Source organism: Brenneria izbisi (assembly GCF_025840185.1).
Taxonomy (GTDB): Bacteria; Pseudomonadota; Gammaproteobacteria; order Enterobacterales; family Enterobacteriaceae; genus Brenneria; species Brenneria izbisi.
Window position 1 is genome coordinate 97,398 of record NZ_JAMPJU010000011.1, and the last position, 18,086, is coordinate 115,483.

The 18,086-nt window shown below is 52.3% G+C and carries 14 protein-coding genes; 5 read left to right on the forward strand and 9 right to left on the reverse strand.

Annotated features, from left to right (window positions below):
- Nucleotides 1-34: 34 nt before the first annotated feature.
- Complete coding sequence (locus NC856_RS13990) at nucleotides 35-247, forward strand: KTSC domain-containing protein (RefSeq protein ID WP_318841735.1); 213 nt, start codon at nucleotides 35-37, stop codon at nucleotides 245-247.
- Nucleotides 248-286: 39 nt separating this feature from the next.
- Here NC856_RS13990 and NC856_RS13995 read toward each other — a convergent pair whose 3' ends face one another.
- Nucleotides 287-1,375, reverse strand: a complete 1,089-nt coding sequence (locus NC856_RS13995) for an oxidoreductase (protein ID WP_264091034.1) — start codon at nucleotides 1,373-1,375, stop codon at nucleotides 287-289.
- Between the two features lie 264 nt (nucleotides 1,376-1,639).
- Between NC856_RS13995 and NC856_RS14000 the strand changes: the two genes are divergently transcribed.
- Nucleotides 1,640-3,154, forward strand: coding sequence for a sugar ABC transporter ATP-binding protein (locus NC856_RS14000; RefSeq protein ID WP_264091035.1), 1,515 nt, complete (start codon nucleotides 1,640-1,642; stop codon nucleotides 3,152-3,154).
- A gap of 71 nt (nucleotides 3,155-3,225) precedes the next feature.
- Nucleotides 3,226-4,146, forward strand: a complete 921-nt coding sequence (locus NC856_RS14005) for an ABC transporter permease (RefSeq protein ID WP_404802334.1) — start codon at nucleotides 3,226-3,228, stop codon at nucleotides 4,144-4,146.
- A 340-nt stretch (nucleotides 4,147-4,486) separates the two neighbouring features.
- Here NC856_RS14005 and NC856_RS14010 read toward each other — a convergent pair whose 3' ends face one another.
- From NC856_RS14010 to yieE, 4 genes are all read right to left on the reverse strand, one after another.
- A complete protein-coding gene (locus NC856_RS14010; protein ID WP_264091037.1) occupies nucleotides 4,487-5,449 on the reverse strand; it encodes a 2-hydroxyacid dehydrogenase in 963 nt (320 codons plus the stop codon).
- A gap of 409 nt (nucleotides 5,450-5,858) precedes the next feature.
- A complete protein-coding gene (locus NC856_RS14015) occupies nucleotides 5,859-7,970 on the reverse strand; it encodes a TonB-dependent receptor (RefSeq protein WP_264091038.1) in 2,112 nt (703 codons plus the stop codon).
- Between the two features lie 334 nt (nucleotides 7,971-8,304).
- On the reverse strand, nucleotides 8,305-9,771 hold the full coding sequence (locus NC856_RS14020; RefSeq protein ID WP_264091039.1) for an amino acid permease: 1,467 nt from the start codon (nucleotides 9,769-9,771) through the stop codon (nucleotides 8,305-8,307).
- A 135-nt stretch (nucleotides 9,772-9,906) separates the two neighbouring features.
- Nucleotides 9,907-10,779 carry a DNA-binding transcriptional regulator YeiE gene (gene yieE, locus NC856_RS14025; protein WP_264091040.1) on the reverse strand — a complete coding sequence of 291 codons (873 nt, stop codon included), beginning with the start codon at nucleotides 10,777-10,779 and terminating at the stop codon, nucleotides 9,907-9,909.
- Between the two features lie 176 nt (nucleotides 10,780-10,955).
- Between yieE and NC856_RS14030 the strand changes: the two genes are divergently transcribed.
- The gene (locus tag NC856_RS14030; protein WP_264091085.1) at nucleotides 10,956-11,984 is read left to right on the forward strand and encodes a YeiH family protein; all 1,029 of its coding nucleotides are present in this window, start codon (nucleotides 10,956-10,958) and stop codon (nucleotides 11,982-11,984) included.
- An 80-nt stretch (nucleotides 11,985-12,064) separates the two neighbouring features.
- On the forward strand, nucleotides 12,065-12,904 hold the full coding sequence (gene nfo, locus NC856_RS14035; protein ID WP_264091041.1) for a deoxyribonuclease IV: 840 nt from the start codon (nucleotides 12,065-12,067) through the stop codon (nucleotides 12,902-12,904).
- Nucleotides 12,905-13,010: 106 nt separating this feature from the next.
- Here the strand turns inward: nfo and fruA are convergent, their stop codons facing one another.
- The 4 genes from fruA to NC856_RS14055 form a co-directional block, all read right to left on the reverse strand.
- The gene (fruA, locus tag NC856_RS14040) at nucleotides 13,011-14,702 is read right to left on the reverse strand and encodes a PTS fructose transporter subunit IIBC (protein WP_264091042.1); all 1,692 of its coding nucleotides are present in this window, start codon (nucleotides 14,700-14,702) and stop codon (nucleotides 13,011-13,013) included.
- A 16-nt stretch (nucleotides 14,703-14,718) separates the two neighbouring features.
- Nucleotides 14,719-15,657, reverse strand: a complete 939-nt coding sequence (fruK, locus tag NC856_RS14045; protein WP_264091043.1) for a 1-phosphofructokinase — start codon at nucleotides 15,655-15,657, stop codon at nucleotides 14,719-14,721.
- A complete protein-coding gene (fruB, locus tag NC856_RS14050; RefSeq protein WP_264091044.1) occupies nucleotides 15,654-16,787 on the reverse strand; it encodes a fused PTS fructose transporter subunit IIA/HPr protein in 1,134 nt (377 codons plus the stop codon). The genes fruK and fruB overlap by 4 nt, the downstream gene beginning before the upstream one ends.
- Before the next feature lie 359 nt (nucleotides 16,788-17,146).
- On the reverse strand, nucleotides 17,147-18,001 hold the full coding sequence (locus NC856_RS14055; protein WP_264091045.1) for a hypothetical protein: 855 nt from the start codon (nucleotides 17,999-18,001) through the stop codon (nucleotides 17,147-17,149).
- Nucleotides 18,002-18,086 lie beyond the last annotated feature (85 nt).

Genomic DNA, 18,086 nt, shown 5'->3' on the forward strand with positions numbered 1-18,086 from the left:
GAAATGTGGTATTGATCATTAGGAGTGGTTGATTTTGCAAAGAAAACGGGTTTCATCAGCAGAGTTGTTCGCAATCGGATACGATGCGGAAAAGAGTATATTAGAAATAGAACTGCTTAATGGCAGCATATATCAATATTCAGGCGTGGCACGGATGATCTATGAAGAGCTTATGGCAAGCTCGACCAAATATCGGTATTACTCGCGCTACATCAGAAGCTCGTTTCCCTACGAAAAAATACAGTAGCAACCAGTGGGCGGATATGACTCCGCCCACTACTGCGGCTCAGCCAGCCAGCGCTTCAACCTTATGCAACGCAGTCAGCATGACGTGTTCATCCAGCGCCAGCGGTAAATAGTGAATGGACTCGCCCCGTTTCAGAATTCGCGCAATCACCGCCTGAAGCGCTGTCCGATCATGGATATCCACGTCCAGCGCGGCCAGCGAAGTTGGTAATCCCAGCACCTTGAACGCGTCGTGAAGCTGATGCAATGTGGCGTCATCGCCCAGCAAGGCGCTTTGCACCAGAATGCCGTAAGCGACCTTTGTTCCGTGCAGGAATTTTTCCGTCTGCGGCAGCACCGTCAGTCCGTTATGCACCGCATGCGCCGCCGCTACCCTGGTGTAGCGTTCACCCAGCCCGCCGACCATTCCGCCGCCGGCAATAACGGCATCAACCACATCCAGAAAATCCTGCGTCAGTTCGCCGCGGGCAACCGCCGCCATTGCCGCGGCACTCTGCCTGAGCAGCACATCGCGGATATCCAGCGCCGTTTGCAGACCAAGACGCACCGTCAATGATAATGTGTCAGGTTGCGGACTGAGCACCATCGCTTCATACCACTTCGCCAGCGTATCGCCAATGCCGGCCAGCAAATATTCTGGCGGCGCCGCCAGAATAATGCGCGGCTCAACCAATACCAGATGATTAGCATCGGTAAAAATTTCAAAACTCAGCGCCTGACCGTTATCGTCATACCAGACAGACAGCGGCGTCCAGGCGGCGCACGTCGCGGCAATCGTCGGGATCGCCACCAACGGCGCCCCCACTTTGCGGGCCACCACTTTAGCGGTATCCAGCACCGCGCCCCCGCCGATACCGACCACCACCGGGCAATGCTCCCCGGCCCGCGCCACCAGCCGGGCCACTTCATTTTCGCTACAGTGCGGACCGCACAGTACGCGGCGGGCTGAATCGGCGCCGAATTCCACGGGTAAAAATGGCTGCGCAGCGGCTAATGCGCGCTCCCCATATATCCACAACGCGTTGTTTAAGATGGCAGGCGGATAAAATGCCAGCAATTTATCAATAGCGCCCGGAAAGGAAAAATAGTTGGCCGGACCGACCTGTACGCGGATTGCCGTTGTGTTCATTCGCTGAAATTCCTGTATTTTTTATCATTAGGCATGTATTGATGGAAACCGACGGAGACTAGTCTGCAACACGCTTCCCGCCTGAGTCAGGCCATCTTATTCACTTACCTGATGCGGTTTAAGAATTTTTTTACTTATCTTATGCTTTTAAATTCATACGCCAAGGCTTGCCCGGCCCTGAATATATATTAAATTCTGCCAGTTATGTGATACCTTTCACATCCGTTTTCTGACGATATTTACCGCCAAGAGCGTTACCGAACCATGACCGCTACCACCCACCAAACCCGACTGGAAATGCGCGACATTTCTATCTCATTCTCTGGCTTTAACGCTTTGAAGCAGGTTGATTTCACGCTGGAAGGTGGCTCTATTCATGCGTTAACCGGCGCAAACGGCGCTGGCAAATCGACACTGATGACGATTTTATCCGGCGCCTACCGTCACTATCGCGGTGATATCATAATTGACGGCGTGCGGGTGGATATTCACTCGCCGCGCGCCGCCAAACATTACGGTATTCATCTGGTGCAACAGGAGGTGGATGTCGCGTTGATTCCCACCTTGTCCGTTGCTGAGAATATCATGCTGGATACGCTGGCGCAGACCGGCCATGTGCTCAACTGGCCCCGGGTGTATCAACAGGCCCAGGCGCTGCTCGACCAGATCGGCGTGCATTTGAACGTGCGCCAACGGTTGGACCGGTGCTCTCTTGCCGAAAAACAGCAGGTTCTGCTCGCCAGAGCGCTATCCCATGAGTGCCGCTTTTTGATTCTGGATGAACCGACCGCCCCGCTCGATCAGGCGGAAAGCGCGCGTTTGTTTCAGGTTGTGCGTCGCTTGCAGGCCAACGGCATCGGCATTGTTTTCATTTCTCACCGCATCCATGAACTGAGCGAAATCTGCGATACGCTAACCGTGCTGCGCGACGGCGAATTTGTCAGCAGCGGCCCGATGCAGAGCTTAAGCGGCGAACAAATCGTTGAACGTATGCTCGGCCATCGGCTGGATGATATTTTCCCGCCGCGCCGCTCAATATCGCAGCAAGACATATTGTTACAGGTTGCCGGGCTGCACGATGAAACCTTGTTGCGCGATATCTCGCTAACGCTGCGCAAAGGTGAAATTCTGGGCATCGCGGGTCTGGCCGGCGCGGGTAAAACTGAACTGTGCAAAGCCTTGTTCGGCGCCAACCCCAGTCAGATCGCCAGCGGTGAGTATCGGGGAGCGGCATGGAAACCGCGCTCTCCTTATCAGTCGGTTGAACAAGGTATTGCGCTGGTGCCGGAAGAGCGACGCAAAGAAGGGATCTTCATTGACGAATCCGTGGCGATGAATCTGAGCGTCAGCGCCAGCGACAGTTTTTCCCGCTGGGGCGTATTCAGCCATCAGCAAGCGCTTGGCTGGGCCAGACATCTGATCCGGCAACTGACGATTCGCACCACCGGCCCGATGCAGAAACTCGCCCGCCTGTCAGGGGGTAACCAGCAAAAAGTCGCCATCGGCAAATGGTTACGCAGCGAAGCTCAGGTGCTGATTTTTGATGAGCCCACCAAGGGCGTGGATATCAAGGCGAAGCAGGATCTGTTCTCACTGATTGACGGTCTGGCGCAACAGGGCAAAGGGATTATTTACGCCTCAGGTGAATTTTCCGAACTGATCGGTCTGTGTGACCGCATCTGCGTGCTATGGGATGGCCGCATTGTCGCCGAACTGAACGCATCAGAAATTGATGAAGAAACATTATTATTGTATTCAACTGGAGGAACTCCCGCGTGAGTCACCAACTTTCACCTAACGGGGCGCTCCCCTTTCGCCACCACTGTTTCGAATTCCTGTACAAATGGGGCATGCTGATTACCGTTGTCGCCTTGATCGCCCTGTTCGGGCTGGCTTCGGATAATTTCCTGGACCCTTACAATATCATCAATATTTTACGCTCGATCGCCATCGTCACGGTGATTGCGATTGGCGTGTCCATTTCACTGTCGGTGGGCGGCTTTGATTTGTCTGTCGGCTCAACCGCGTCTCTGGCCAATGCGCTGGTGATCTCCCTGTTCGTCTGGCATGGATTTGGCACCACCGGCGCCATCGTGCTGACACTGTTGATCTGTACGCTGGTTGGGCTGTTCAACGCGTTCCTGATTGTCGTGCTGAAAATCCCGGACATGCTGGCGACACTTGCCAGTCTATTCGTGATCCAGGGCGTGGCGATGACTTACAGCTACGGCGGATCTATCACCCAAAACATGGTGTTGCCGAGCGGCGAAATGGCGGAAGGCATCATTCCTGAATTCTTTGCCACACTGGGACAAGTGCCGGTTATTGTCGTGATCATGCTGGTCGTCACGCTGGTTGTGCAGTTGTATTTGTCACTGACCAAACACGGACGCAGGATGTATGCCATCGGCGGCAACCCGGAGGCAGCGCGGCTGGCTGGCATCCGCACCGCGCGCTATCGTGTTCAGGCTTATATCTTTTCTGCGCTGCTGGCGGCGCTGGGCGGCATTCTGCTGGCTTCGCGTATCGGTTCTTCGCAAGTCAATGCCGGCGGCGGCTATCTGATGGATGCTGTCGCGGCGGCCTATATCGGTTTTTCACTGGCCGGATCGGGCAAGCCTAATGCGTTAGGCACGTTGCTAGGGGCCGTCATTCTCGGGGTATTGCAAAACGGGCTGGTGATGCTCTCCGTCCCCTACTATGCCATGGACATCATCAAAGGGTTGGTATTAGCGCTGGCGCTGGCGATGACTTATATTCAGAACCGGTGATGGCGATAAGCGTTGATAACGATAACAATAGACTCACCGCGGCAATCGCGGTGAGATAACGGTTGGTAGGATTAATATCTTACTATTATCAAGGCTAGGCCATGACAATAATTTCATTCTCGCCGCTCTGCCTTGTTAAAAAATATCAGCCGCCAGGCTATTCTTTCCTCAATAATGAAAAGCGTGTTTCAACTGCTGATGATTTCAATGTCATATCAGGCGTAAACCGTTAATACCCGCACCCGCAAAAACAATAATACAACCGTTACGAAATCATCAGAGAGATAAATAATATCGGCGGCTTATTTATTCCGTTTATATGCTCCGGTGATGAGTTAATTTAATATCCGTGTTGCTGAACAAACTCGTCAATATTCTCAATTGTTTTTTCCATCAACGTTTGCAGAGCGGATGCGGATGTCCAGCCAATGTGCGGAGTAATCAAAAGATTAGGCAATGTCTTCGCCGCCAGCATCAGCGGATGATTCTTATCCGGCGGTTCCTGCGTTAAGCCGTCAAGCGCCGCGCCAGCGATACGACGCTGATGTAAAGCCGAAAGTAACGCGGCTTCATCAATCAGCCCGCCTCTGGCGGCATTAACGATAAATGCCGTCGGCTTACACAGCGCCAAGGTTTGCGCATTCAGCAGTTCGCGGGTTTTATCCACCAATGGGCAATTAAGCGAAATAATATCCGCGGACTGCAAGACTTGTTCAAACGGCAAATACCCCGGACGACAGCGCGTGCTTCCCCGGTGTTCGGCAAAAATGACCTGCATACCCAACGCCGTCGCCAGACGTCCGACTTCACGCCCGATGGCGCCTGCGCCGATAATGCCCAGCGTTGAACCAGCAATATCCTTTACCGGGTAGTCAAAGTAGGAAAACTGTACCTGACTCGCCCATCGATCGCTAAGTTGATCGCGATACCACCCCATCAGGCTATGTTTAAGCGCAAGGATCATGGCTATCACATGCTCGGAAACCGCCTGAGTGGAGTAATTCTGCACATTCTTCACCAGGATGCCCAACTCGGCCGCAGCAGCGGTATCAATGGTATTCGTCCCCGTGGCTGTTACCGCAATCAACTTCAGAGCAGGCAAAGCCGACAGTGTTTCTCGCGTCAACACGGTCTTATTGATAATAATAATGTCGCTGTTTTTCGCCCTGGCAATAACCTGTTCGGGCGCGGTGTAACTATATTCAATCCATTCATGGCGGCACTGCGGTCGTCTGAAACTATTCTTTTTCAGGAAAATAGTTTCAGGCAATGCGCCTTTATCTAAAAAGGTAATTTTTAGCATAGTGTCTAACCTGATTGTTATTTATACATACTACCCTGATTATCGGCGATAAACAGCGCCGTACACGAAACCTGACTCGTGAATGATCTTTCCCAAACAAGGAATTAAACGTTATGTTGCTTTTAAAAAAGATAGCAGCTTAATTATTTAACTTAACAAATCTTTCTCATCCGATTGACGTCTGGATTATTGATGATGAAATGTACAGTTCTGCCAAAGGTTCAGCGTAGACAGCATTACCGCAATTAACAACTTTTAATAGCGTGAATTTCATTCATTATGGCTACGCTATTGCGTGGGAGATGAGAAAGTCGTCAGGGGAGAAATATGCAGCGAGATGATTAGCCGTGGTAAATAAAAATCAGCAACGAATACAGATGCGGGCTATTTAGCCCGCACCCAATGGTTATCAGAAGGTTACATTTACCGATACCCAGTAGTTTCGGCCAGGTAATACGGAACCGGTAGTGCTTTGGGCTGAAGTGAAGTAATCACCCGCCGTCGTGGTGCTATTTCCTACCGCAAAGACATGCGTCTTGGTAAAGTCCTTATCCAGCAGGTTGTTAACTGCGCCATTAAGAGTGATATCTTTTGACACCTTATAGGCGCCGCCCAGATTGAATACGGTGAATGACTTAAAATCAGAGCCTAAATTGTCATATACCACTTTGTTCGCGTTCGACAGATTTTCATAGTTCTGGGTAAATCGCCCCATCTTGCTGCGATATTCCGCTTTCAGCCAGGTTGACAGCTTGTCGTTAACATTCCAGTTCAGGCGGGCGTTGGCCATATGCTTCGGCGTATTGGCCAGACGCGCGCCTTTGTCATTGCCGTCCTTCTGTTCGCTGTCGGTAAAGGTGTAATTCAGATTCAGTTTCCAGTTCTCCGACCATAACGGAATAGTGGTCGCCAATTCCAGCCCCTGGGTTATCGCCTTACCGGTATTGATATAGGTGCTGGTGGCGCTATCGATCGACAACGAGGAGATCTTATTACGGTAACGGTTGTGGAACAGAGTGGCGTTGGCGCCAAAGCCGTTGTCGTTCTCGTAGTACACGCCCAGTTCGGTATTGACGCTTTTTTCCGGCTCTAAATCAGGATTGCCGATAGTGTTAATGGTTCCCTGACCGGTAACGCCGCTCACCCCGTTATGCAACTGGGCCAGTGAAGGCGTCTTGTAACCGGTACTGACGCCGCCTTTCACCGTCCAATCGTCCGACGCATTCCATACCAAATAGGAACGCGGGCTAACATGACCACCAAAGGTTTCCTGATATTCATAGCGGGCGCCGTAGGTCAAGGCCAGCGAGTCCAGCAGCCGCCACTCGTCCTCGGCAAACAATGCCCAGGAATCCTGTTCGAATTTCTCCCCGTTATTCGCCAGCACGATGCCGTCCTTCATCACCGCGTTCCAATACTGGCCGCCAATAGTGAACAGATGACTGTCGCCCAACGGCGCCACCAGCTTGGTATCCAGAATGATATTGGTATTTTTCAGTTGTCGCTTCTCACCGGCGGCGCTGGACGTGCTCGGGACCGAAGCGGTAGTGATGAGGCGGCCTTTATTTTCGGTCTGATTATAAGACAGGCTGGAGTTCCAGATACCAAAGTCCAGTTGGTTGTCGCTGCCCAGCGTCACTTTGCGGCGCTGATAGCGCAACGTATCTTCATAACCGCCAGCGGTGCTGACCGTTCCCAGTTGACCTTCCGCGTTATCATATTTCTGGTTGGCGATTTCGCCGTCCAGCCACAAGGTATTTCTATCATCCAATTGCCAGGTCAGTTTGCCGCCCAGCAGGTAGTTGTCCGATTTCACCGGATTCGGTCCGCGAGTGCTGAGTTCGGTTCCAGTGGTCGAGGACGCCACGCTTGAAGCGTCGCGGCGGAAAATGCTGCCGCGCAGCGCCAGCCCCAGCTTATCTTCAATTAGCGCGCCGCTGGAATAGAAAGTAAATTTGGAGGTATCGCCATATTTGGTATCTTCCTGGAAAGCATGGTCGAGGGACAGCGAGCCAGCCCACTCTTTCGCCACCTTTTTGGTAATGATATTCACCACGCCGCCCATGGCGTCGGAGCCGTACAGTGTGGACATCGGCCCGCGAATAACCTCGATACGTTCGATGGCGGACAGCGGCGGCATAAAGCTGGTGTTCATGGCGCCGAAGCCGTTCGGCGTGACATCTGAGGTGCCATTCTGACGGATACCGTCAATCAGAATCAGCGTATAGCTGCTGGACATTCCGCGAATACTGATATCCAACCCGCCGGTTTTCCCGGTAGAACTGCGCACGTCAACGCCTTCCACATCGCTCAGCGCCTCGGCCAAATCGTTGTATTTGCGTTGACTTAATTCATCCTGACTAACCACTGAAATACTGGCTGCGGCATTGGTGATCTTTTGTTCGTAGCCAGAGGCTGTGACGACCAAAACATCATCCTGCGTTGCCGCGATAGCCGGAACCGAAGTTGATGCCGTTGCTGCGAGTGCCAGTGCCACTGATTTTCTTATATTAATCAACATGTATTTATATCCTCAGGCGTAAAGTTGCATATTGAGTTTTTTTGCCAAATACATTGTAATTAATTTTTAATTATTGTAAATGCAAATTAATATCATTATCATAGTCAATCGCATGATTATTGTAAAACAAAAATAAAACAATCACTTAGCAGAATAAAAATGTAAGCGACATTGCGGCCAATCTGGATTTGCTGATTAAAGTCAGTGAATAAATTTGTTGTTTAAAAAATATTGGGGAAGAAAAAGCGTTGGAAACATGAAAAAAAGGCGCTCTCTCGAAAGAACGCCCTGGTCGGAAGCGGTGACCTCGCCATGATGACGGCGAGTCTGCTGGCTAATTATGTTCGGGGAAGGTCATATCCTGATATTTGATAAAACGCGTGCCGCGGGAAAATTTATAGCCGAACCAAATCAGCAGAAAGAGCGGAATGCCGATATAGGTTGCCGTGACGCCGTACCAATCAATGTTATCTTGCAGGAACGCCTGATAATTCTGTCCCAGCGTAATGACCAGACAAAGCGCGAAGGCGAAGATCGGCCCCAGCGGGAAGAAACGGGAAAGATAGGGAAGACGATTCAGATCGTGTCCGGCTTTAACATAGCCGCGGCGGAAGCGATAGTGACTGATGGCGATGCCCAACCAGGCGATAAAACCCGTCATCCCGGAGGTGTTCAGCAACCATAAATAGACCGTTTGGTTGCCGTACATTGACGACAGGAAGCACAATGCGGCAATCACGGCGGTCGCATAGAGCGCATTACGCGGCACGCCGCCTTTTGACAGTCGCGCAAAAATACGCGGCGCTTTACCCTCGGAGGCCAGCGTAAACAGCATACGGGTACAGGCATACATCCCTGAATTACCCGCTGACAGTACCGAGGTGAGGATAACGGCGTTCATCACCGCTGCCGCAGACAGCAAACCCGCATGCTGAAATACCAGTGTAAACGGGCTGACGGCAATGTCTTTTACATCATTACGCAACAGGTTGGGATCGGTATAGGGAATGATCAGGCTGATGATCAAAATGGCGAAGATATAAAACAGCAGAATACGCCAGAACACCTGACGGATCGCGCGAGGAATATTTTTCTGCGGATTTTCCGATTCGCCGGCAGCCACGCCAATCAGTTCCGTTCCCTGAAACGAAAACCCTACGATCATCGCCACGCCGATCATGGCGGAAAAACCACCCGCAAACGGCGCATCCTCAATCTGCCAGTTATGTATCCCCGCGTTCCCGGCCCCGCGCAAGATCCCCACAATCATCAGGATACCGACGGCGATAAAAATCACCACCGTCACCACTTTAATCAATGAGAACCAATATTCGGCTTCGCCAAATCCTTTTACTGAGATGACGTTCAATAACACCATCAGCGCTAAAAATAGCGCGCTCCATATCCAGCCGGGAACCTCAGGGAACCAATACCCCATCACCAACTGCGCGGCCACCAAATCCACCGCGATCGTTACGGCCCAGTTGTACCAATAATTCCAGCCCAACGCGAAACCAAAGCCTTCTTCAACATAGCGGGAACCATAGGTGGCGAAAGATCCTGATGTGGGCATAAAGGCCGCCAGTTCTCCCAGACTGGTCATCAGGAAATACACCATCACGCCGATCAGAACATACGATAATAACGCGCCGCCCGGCCCTGCTTGTGAAACCGTGGCGCCGGAAGCGACAAATAATCCGGTGCCAATCGAACCGCCGATGGCGATCATGGTTAAATGCCGTGCTTTAAGTTCACGGCGCAGGGTCGTGGGTCCCTGAGATTGAATATTTTGCTGAGCCATTATTAGCCTGCGTGTTATTGCCAAAAAAACGAGGCGGGATTGTAGCAAATCGTTTTCAGCAGGATAGCGCGATCGTCGGATTATAAGAGAGGTTCATAACTCCGCCCCGATCATTAGCAACACAAAATATGTTATTTATACCGCTTCGCGGCAGTAACTCAGGAAACGCTGCAAGACGTTTGAGATATGCTTCTGACGATGATGAATCAGATACAACGTGCGGGTAAGGCGGGGTAATGGCACCGCCAGTTCCACCAGCGATCCTGTCGCCAACTGTTCGGCAATGACATGCCGGGACAGGCAACTAATGCCAATACCGTGGCGCACTGCGTGTTTAATCGCCTCAGAATTGCCTAACTCCATCACCAGACGAAAGTGCGGCAACTGAGTCAACAGCAAATGATCCAACACCTCACGGGTGCCGGAACCCCGTTCGCGCAAGATCCAGGGCGCATCAGCCAAATGCGACAGAGAAACAGCCTGTTGGCTGAGTGGGTTGGTCGGCGAGCAAAAAACCACCAGTTCATCTTCCAGCCAGGGCTGAGTGACCAGATCGGTATGATGGCACGGCCCTTCGATTAACCCCAGGTCAACGCTGAATTCCGCAATACTGGCAATGACATCGTGCGTGTTGCCGACATGCAGTTCCAGCGGGATCTCAGGGAAATCCTGCCGGTAGCGGGCTATCATGGCCGGTAAAAGATAGTTGCCGATGGTACTGCTGGCGTAAATACGTAATGCGCCATTGTCATGGCAAAACAGTTGTTCAATTTCCAGTGACTGCTCAAGTAATGACAAGGCTTTAGGATAGAGCAGTCTCCCATGCTCATTCACCACCAGCCGCTTGCCAACCCGGTCAAACAACTGAACACCCAATTGCCCTTCCAAATCGGCCAACGCTGCACTCACGGCGGATTGAGAGAGCGAAAGCACAACCGAAGCCTGCGTGGTTGAACCACTTTTCAGCACTTCTGCAAAAACTTCCAACTGACGTAAGGTAATATGCATAACGGGCTCTTTATCGAAAAAATCTATAGGTTATAAATATATAATCAATTTCTCTTTTAACCTTTCTGATTATAGGCTGAGCCCTCAGTTCGGTATTCTCAGAACAGGTCTATAAAATGATTCATCTTTCTGCACTACTTTCTGCACGACAGCAACACATCGCTCCCCATTACCGCATGGCAATACTCCTCCCTGGGTTATCAGCAGTAAGTCTAATGACTTTTTTGACTCTCTGGCTGACTAATATTCCGAAAGTTTCACAATGGGGGCCAGGCTCATTAACATTGGCGATATTGACAGGGATTTTACTCGGTAATACGGCCTATCTTCGGCTACATTCTTACTGTGATCCAGGTGTGCAGTGGGCAAAACAGCATCTCTTGCGCTGGGGTATCGTGCTTTACGGGTTTCGTCTCAGTTTTCAGCAAATGACTGCCGTTGGCATAGCGGGTATTGTCATCGATCTGGCGATCGTTGTGTCGACGTTTCTCCTCGCCTGCTGGCTGGGCAGACGCTTATTTAAACTTGATCGTGAAACCACCGTGCTAATCGGCGCAGGCAGCAGCATCTGTGGCGCTGCCGCCATTCTTGCCACCGCGCCGGTGGTCAAAGCCTCAAGCGATAAAATTGCCGTCGCCGTCTCTACCGTGGTCATTTTTGGCACCACGGCGATGTTTCTTTATCCATGGTTGTATCGGCTTAACCTTTATTATGACTGGCTCACATTAACGCCACGAGCGTTCGGTCTGTATCTGGGTTCAACCCTTCATGAGGTGGCCCAGGTCGTGGCGGCTGGTCACGCCATTGATGTTGAGACAGAAAATATGGCCGTGATGGGGAAAATGTTGCGTGTCATGTTGCTGGCGCCTTTTCTCATTATCCTCGGTCTGGTTATGAAAAACAGACAGCCACAAAATAGCCCGACAGCGCCACTATCTTTGATGTTTCCCTGGTTTGCGTTAGGGTTTGCGGCAGTCGCGGCTTTCAATTCCAGTCAACTTATTCCCAGCGATATCGTGAACACACTAATCCAGTTGGATAACGTGCTACTGATGATGGCCATGATCGCGTTGGGGCTGACCACTCGCCTGAGTGCGATACGGCAGGCTGGTGCAAAACCGCTGCTGCTGGCGCTGTTTTTGTTCCTCTGGTTACTGATTGGCGGTGCGGGCATCAATCTGGCGGCTGAACACCTATTGCGCTGACCGTGAATAATTTATCCGTTAACGTCTCATTCACTCGTCAGACAATGCCATAATGCCTCCGTCATCAAGAGGAGAAGAACATGAAATACGTAGGTGCGCACGTCAGCGCGGCGGGCGGCGTCGATCAGGCGGTTATTCGCGCTCATGAACTGAACGCAACGGCATTTGCGCTGTTTACCAAAAATCAGCGCCAATGGGAGGCCGCCCCGCTCAGTCAGGAAACGATCGTCAGTTTCAAAGCGGCTTGTGAACGCTACGCCTATACCCCGGCGCAAATCCTGCCCCATGACAGCTATCTGATCAATCTTGGTCATCCCGAAGCGGCGGCGCTGGAGAAATCGCGCGCTGCCTTTATTGACGAAATGACTCGCTGCCAACAACTCGGCCTGAGTTTGCTGAACTTTCATCCAGGCAGCCATTTAAAACAGATAGATGAAGCGCGCTGTCTGGCGCGTATCGCCGAGTCGATTAACATCGCGCTGGCACAAACGGATGGCGTCACCGCCGTTATTGAAAACACCGCCGGACAAGGAAGCAATCTGGGCTTTCGCTTTGAACATCTGGCCGCCATCATTGATGGCGTGGAAGATAAAAGCCGCGTGGGGGTGTGTATCGATACCTGTCACGCCTTTGCCGGCGGCTACGATTTACGTACCGAAGCAACCTGCGAATCGACCTTTGCCGAATTTGAACGGATCGTGGGATTCCGCTATTTACGGGGAATGCATTTAAATGATGCGAAAAGCGAATTCAATAGCCGTGTCGACCGTCATCATAGTCTGGGAGCAGGCAATATTGGCAAGACGGTATTCAGCTATATCATGAAAGATCCGCGTTTTGATGGTATCCCGCTGATTCTGGAAACCGTCAATCCCGATATCTGGGCGGAAGAGATCGCCTGGCTGAAATCTCAGGTTTGAATTCCCGTGTCCTTTATCGCCTGAAATAAACTATGCCCTGAAATAGAAAAGCGCCAGTTGACATCATGTCCGCTGGCGCTTTTTACCACCGCTGAACGATTCTCGCTTATGCGGCTTTCACCAATTGTTCGTCAGGACGTTTCAGCAGCGCATATAGCACGCCCGCCACGACCGTCCCGGCAATAATAGCCAGCAGATAACCGATAACCGGCGTAATCGCACCAGGGATCATCAGAACAAACAGCCCGCCGTGCGGCGCCATCAGTTTCGCGCCGACCGCCATAGACAGCGCCCCAGTCAGCGCTCCGCCAACGATACAACATGGCAGTACCCGCATTGGATCGCGAGCGGCGTAAGGGATCGCGCCTTCGGAAATAAAGCACAGCCCCAGAACCAAAGCAGCCTTGCCCCCTTCACGCTCGGTGGCGTTGAACTTGTTACGCGCCAGAAACGTCGCCAACCCCATCGCCAGCGGCGGAACCATACCGGCCGCCATCACCGCCGCCATCGGCGCATAAATCTGGCTGCTGAGCAACGTAGTGCCGAATACGTAGGCCACCTTATTGACCGGGCCGCCCATATCCGTACACATCATGCCGCCCAGGATTGCGCCCAGGATCACCGCGTTCGCCGTTCCCATGGATTGCAGCCAGTCAGTCAAACCCGTCAGAATTTTTGCAACCGGCGTACCGACGATATAAATCATCACCAGACCGGTAATCAGCGTAGCAAACAACGGAATAATCAAAATCGGTTTCAGCGCCGCCATACTTTGCGGCAGAATCAGCTTATTGCTGATGGCTCTGGCCACATAGCCCGCCAGAAAACCAGCGATAATCCCGCCCAGAAAGCCCGCTCCGGTACTGACCGCCAGCATGCCGCCAACCAGCCCCGGCGTTAAACCCGGACGATCGGCAATCGAAAACGCGATATAACCCGCCAGTACCGGCACCATCAGCGCGAACGCCGAACCACCGCCGATCTTCATCAGCGCGTCAGCCAGTGAGCCTTCCTGCTTAAACGCCTCAATGCCGAATACAAACGACAGTGCGATGCACAGACCGCCCGCCACCACCATCGGCAGCATGTAAGACACCCCGGTCAGCAGGTGACGATAAGGGCCAGCCCCGCCTTTTTGACCTGACTCGTTGCTTACTGACGAGGCGCTTTGACCGCTCGGCTGATAAACCTTGGCTTCAAGCTGCGCCTTGTCCAGTTCCTGAACGGTTTTTTTCAATGCCAGACCGGTTGAAGTGCGGTACATTTTTTTACCGGCAAATTTGCTCAGGTCGACTTCGATATCCGCCGCGACGATAACCAGATCGGCTTGTTCAATCTCTTCCGGCGTGATCGCATTTCCGGCGCCAACCGAACCACGAGTTTCAACTTTTACCCACCAGCCGCGTTTTTTAGCTTCCGTTTCAATCGCTTCCGCGGCCATAAACGTATGGGCGACGCCGGTCGGACAGGCGGTAACCGCGACAATACGTTTGGCGGCGGCGTTTTGCTGAACAGGTGCTGACGCCGTTGCCTGATAGGGGGTGGCTTCAGCTTGAGCTTTGGCCAGGAACGCTTCCGGCTGGCTGGCCGCCAATTCCACATCGCCGACAAACACCTGTTTGCCATTCAATGCGTTATCCGCCGCGGCCTTCGCGCCCAGAATGATCACTAATTCGGACTCGTCAGCGCGTTCCGTCAACGTCAGCCCTGCTTTCGCAGCGGCGGCGCTGAGTAGGTTTTTCACCAGATGGCTTCTCGCCAGGCCCAGTGACTTATCTAAAATCAGCAGCGTTTTCATTGTTTGTCTCCTGCTGTCAATTAAAGGGTTTCAGATCGACACGCGCCATCATAGCGGCCAACTGAGGACGATCGGTAATGCCAACATTGCTTTGACTCACGGCCAACGCAGACACCGCCGTTGCCAAACGCAAAGTATGCTCACTGGACTCACGCATTAATAAGCCATAAATCAGTCCCCCAACCATGGAGTCACCTGCGCCTACGGTGCTGACCACGTCACAGGCAGGCGGCAATGCCCGCCATGCGCCGGATGCATTAACCCACAAGGCGCCTTCCGCCCCCAGTGAGATCACCACATGCGCGATCCCTTGCTCACGCAGTGCGTGCGCGGCATCAACCACATCCGCCAGCGTGGGTAATTTACGCCCCGCCCAGATTTCCAACTCGCGCCGGTTGGGTTTCACCAGCCAGGGTGCCGCTTTCAACCCCGCCACCAGCGCCTCGCGGCTACTATCAAAAATGATGCAGGGACAATGACTGCGCAAACGCGACATCCAGTCAGTGAACGCATCAGGATCGACCCCAGCCGGCAGACTGCCGCTGACTGCAACCATGTCAAACTGCCCCAGCCAACTCAGTGAGTCGTTAACGAAACGCTGCCAATCTTGCGATGTGACTTCAAAACCAGAAAAATTGAAATCGGTGACATCACCATCTTTTTCGGTCAATTTCACGTTGATACGTGTACGTCCCGGCACAACCTGGAAACGGTTGGCAATGCCCAGTTCACTGAACAATTGCTGGAAACCATCCTGATTATCTTTGCCCAGGAATCCCCCTACCGTGACGTCAATACCAAGATCCTTCAACACCTTGGCAACGTTGATGCCTTTGCCGGCGGCGTGCAGACCCGCGGTCTGAACCAGATTCACTTCGCCCCGCTCAATTTCCGGGCAATAGCCAACCAGATCATAAGCCGGATTCAGGGTAATGGTGGCTACTCGCCTGCTCATGCCGCCCCCTCGCCCAAACCAGAATTGATCGCGTCACCAATGGCGGCCAATGCTTGTTCCGCATCGTCGCCGCTCGCGGTAAAACGGAGTTTATGACCTTTCTTGACCCCCAACGCGACCACTTTCATCAGGCTGCGACCATTGGCCGGTTTGCCAGTACCATCCAGATTGGTGACGGTAATGTCGCTACTAAACTGCTTGATCACGCTCACCAGTATCGTCCCCGGACGCGCATGCAACCCATGCTCGTTGCGGATGGTAAACTCGGCCGTCAGCACTTCGCTCTCTTCCGGCACTTCGCTGGTCATCAGCGCCAGCAACGTGGCGGCATCGGCTTTCAGCAAGCGTTCAGCTTTTTGCGTGGTTAATAGTTTGGTCAGGTAGTCAATAGGCGCATAGGCCTGATCGTCCGCGGCAGTTACCGTTACGAGCATGGCGACGGCATTGCCATCGACACTGAAAGGCGCGGCCGGACGGGCAATCGCGGCGGCGCTGCTGAGGTTACCTTCAGCGCTGTCGCTAAACCAGATCCCTTGCCCCAGATACAGCGGTTTATTACTGACCGCCGCGCTGACGAAACTGGCATCAGCCGCGCCAATCTGTTGCAGACGCCCGGCGTTCAGCGCCTGGAGCGTCAACAGGTTATCCGTTGCCACATCCAATGAAATCAGCGAAGTATCGAAACGGAACTCGGCCAGTTGCTGCTCGCCCATCAGCAGGCTGCGCAATTCTTCCGCCGAATCGGTGTTTGCTAAACGGGCGGCGACGCGATCATCGCTGAGCACATGCGTAAGCTGACGCAATAGCGCCAGGTGCTCATCAGAGCGTGCGGCAATCCCCAGCACCACGTAAGCGGTCTGGTTTTCACCCCAGGCAATGCCCTGCGGGAACTGAAAAACCTGTACGCCGGTTTTCAATACCAGATCGCGCGTGTCGGTGGTGCCGTGGGGGATCGCGATACCGCTTCCCAGATAAGTGGAGGTCTGCTGTTCGCGCTGCAACATGCCATCGACATACGCTGCGCTGACACATCCGGCCTCGGTCAGCGCTGAAGCAACAAGCTGTATGGCTTCCTGCTTATTGCTGGCCGTCGCGCCCAAATGAATATCTTGCTGTGACAACTGGAACATGGTTCTCCTCTCCCGCCAAAACTTGAATCGTTTCAGCTTTTATGAGAAAAAAAGTAACGACTTAAATGAACATTTCAACAACAACAACATCGCTGAAACGTTTCACTGATTCTGTTTCCATTACGTCATTAATGCAAGCGCGCCGCACCATTTACGTAATGAATTTATGATATCACGCACATTTTACACGCTACGTGACATCGTCTGACGATAAAAAAGCAAATTAAGCTGAAGCACTGCTGAAGAAAAAATATCGAAACCGGTTCGCCCCTGTTTCAGATATGTTGTTTAACCCAGCAAGCTGGGTAATAAATGATAAAAATGGCTTCCGGCGCGGAACAAGCCGTGAATTGATATAACTAAGCGAAAGCACCGAGCTTGCGGATAAACGCCGCCATATTATTGGTCAGAAAGCGGGTATCCGTAAACGCATCACCGGCGATCAACTGCGCGATTCCTGCCGAAAAATCGGCTAGACTGGCGGTAGATGCGCTTTGAAACCGGCTACTGCCGACACTTTCCTGCATCTCCTCAACCTGTTCGGCCACGGCTGCGCGGTAATCTTTCACCCAGGTCGGGTGATTAATCGCCTTGAGCGTAAAAGAGGTCAGAATATTGGCCCAATCCTTATTTTCCGCCAGTGCATTTTCAAGCGCTTCCAGCGTCTCCGGCTCGTAAAGCCGCATCAGATCAGTAGATTTGATATAATCCTCCGGTGCCCCGACGGGACGCTGCGGCAGCGTAGCGTAGCTAACCTGCCCGGTTTCCGGGTCAGTCGTTTTCGTATTGGCTATCGCGACGATACGGCGGATCGTATCCATAAATTCCCGCGCCTCGGCGCCTTGCATGTAGTTAGCCGCTATATAGCCAGCTTGAGTCATACCCAGTTCCCGCAACGCGGCGCTTTCTTCATCGCTATTTCCGCTCGTCATGAAATTCGACTGGATGATTCCGTATACCGTTTCCTGCACCTCGGAAGACTGATTTTGCAACACCCGGCTCAGCGATTCATTAATTTGAGGCGTAAAGAAATATCTGGCCGTATGTTCCACAACAGCGGATGCCGCCAATTGCCGACCTTCTGTACTGATCTGCACAGAGTCCGTATCATGCGTCAACTCAGGAATCGTGCCGTAAACCAGACCACGCGGCTCGTCTTGTTTTTTCAGATTATATAAATTGGTTTCCAACTGAACTGAATTTGAGATTTCCATACTTTCCTCTTCAAACTTATTCCACCAAATCATCTCTGCATTAATTTAGATACTATCGGCAATCACGCCCGACATTTTAGTTCGA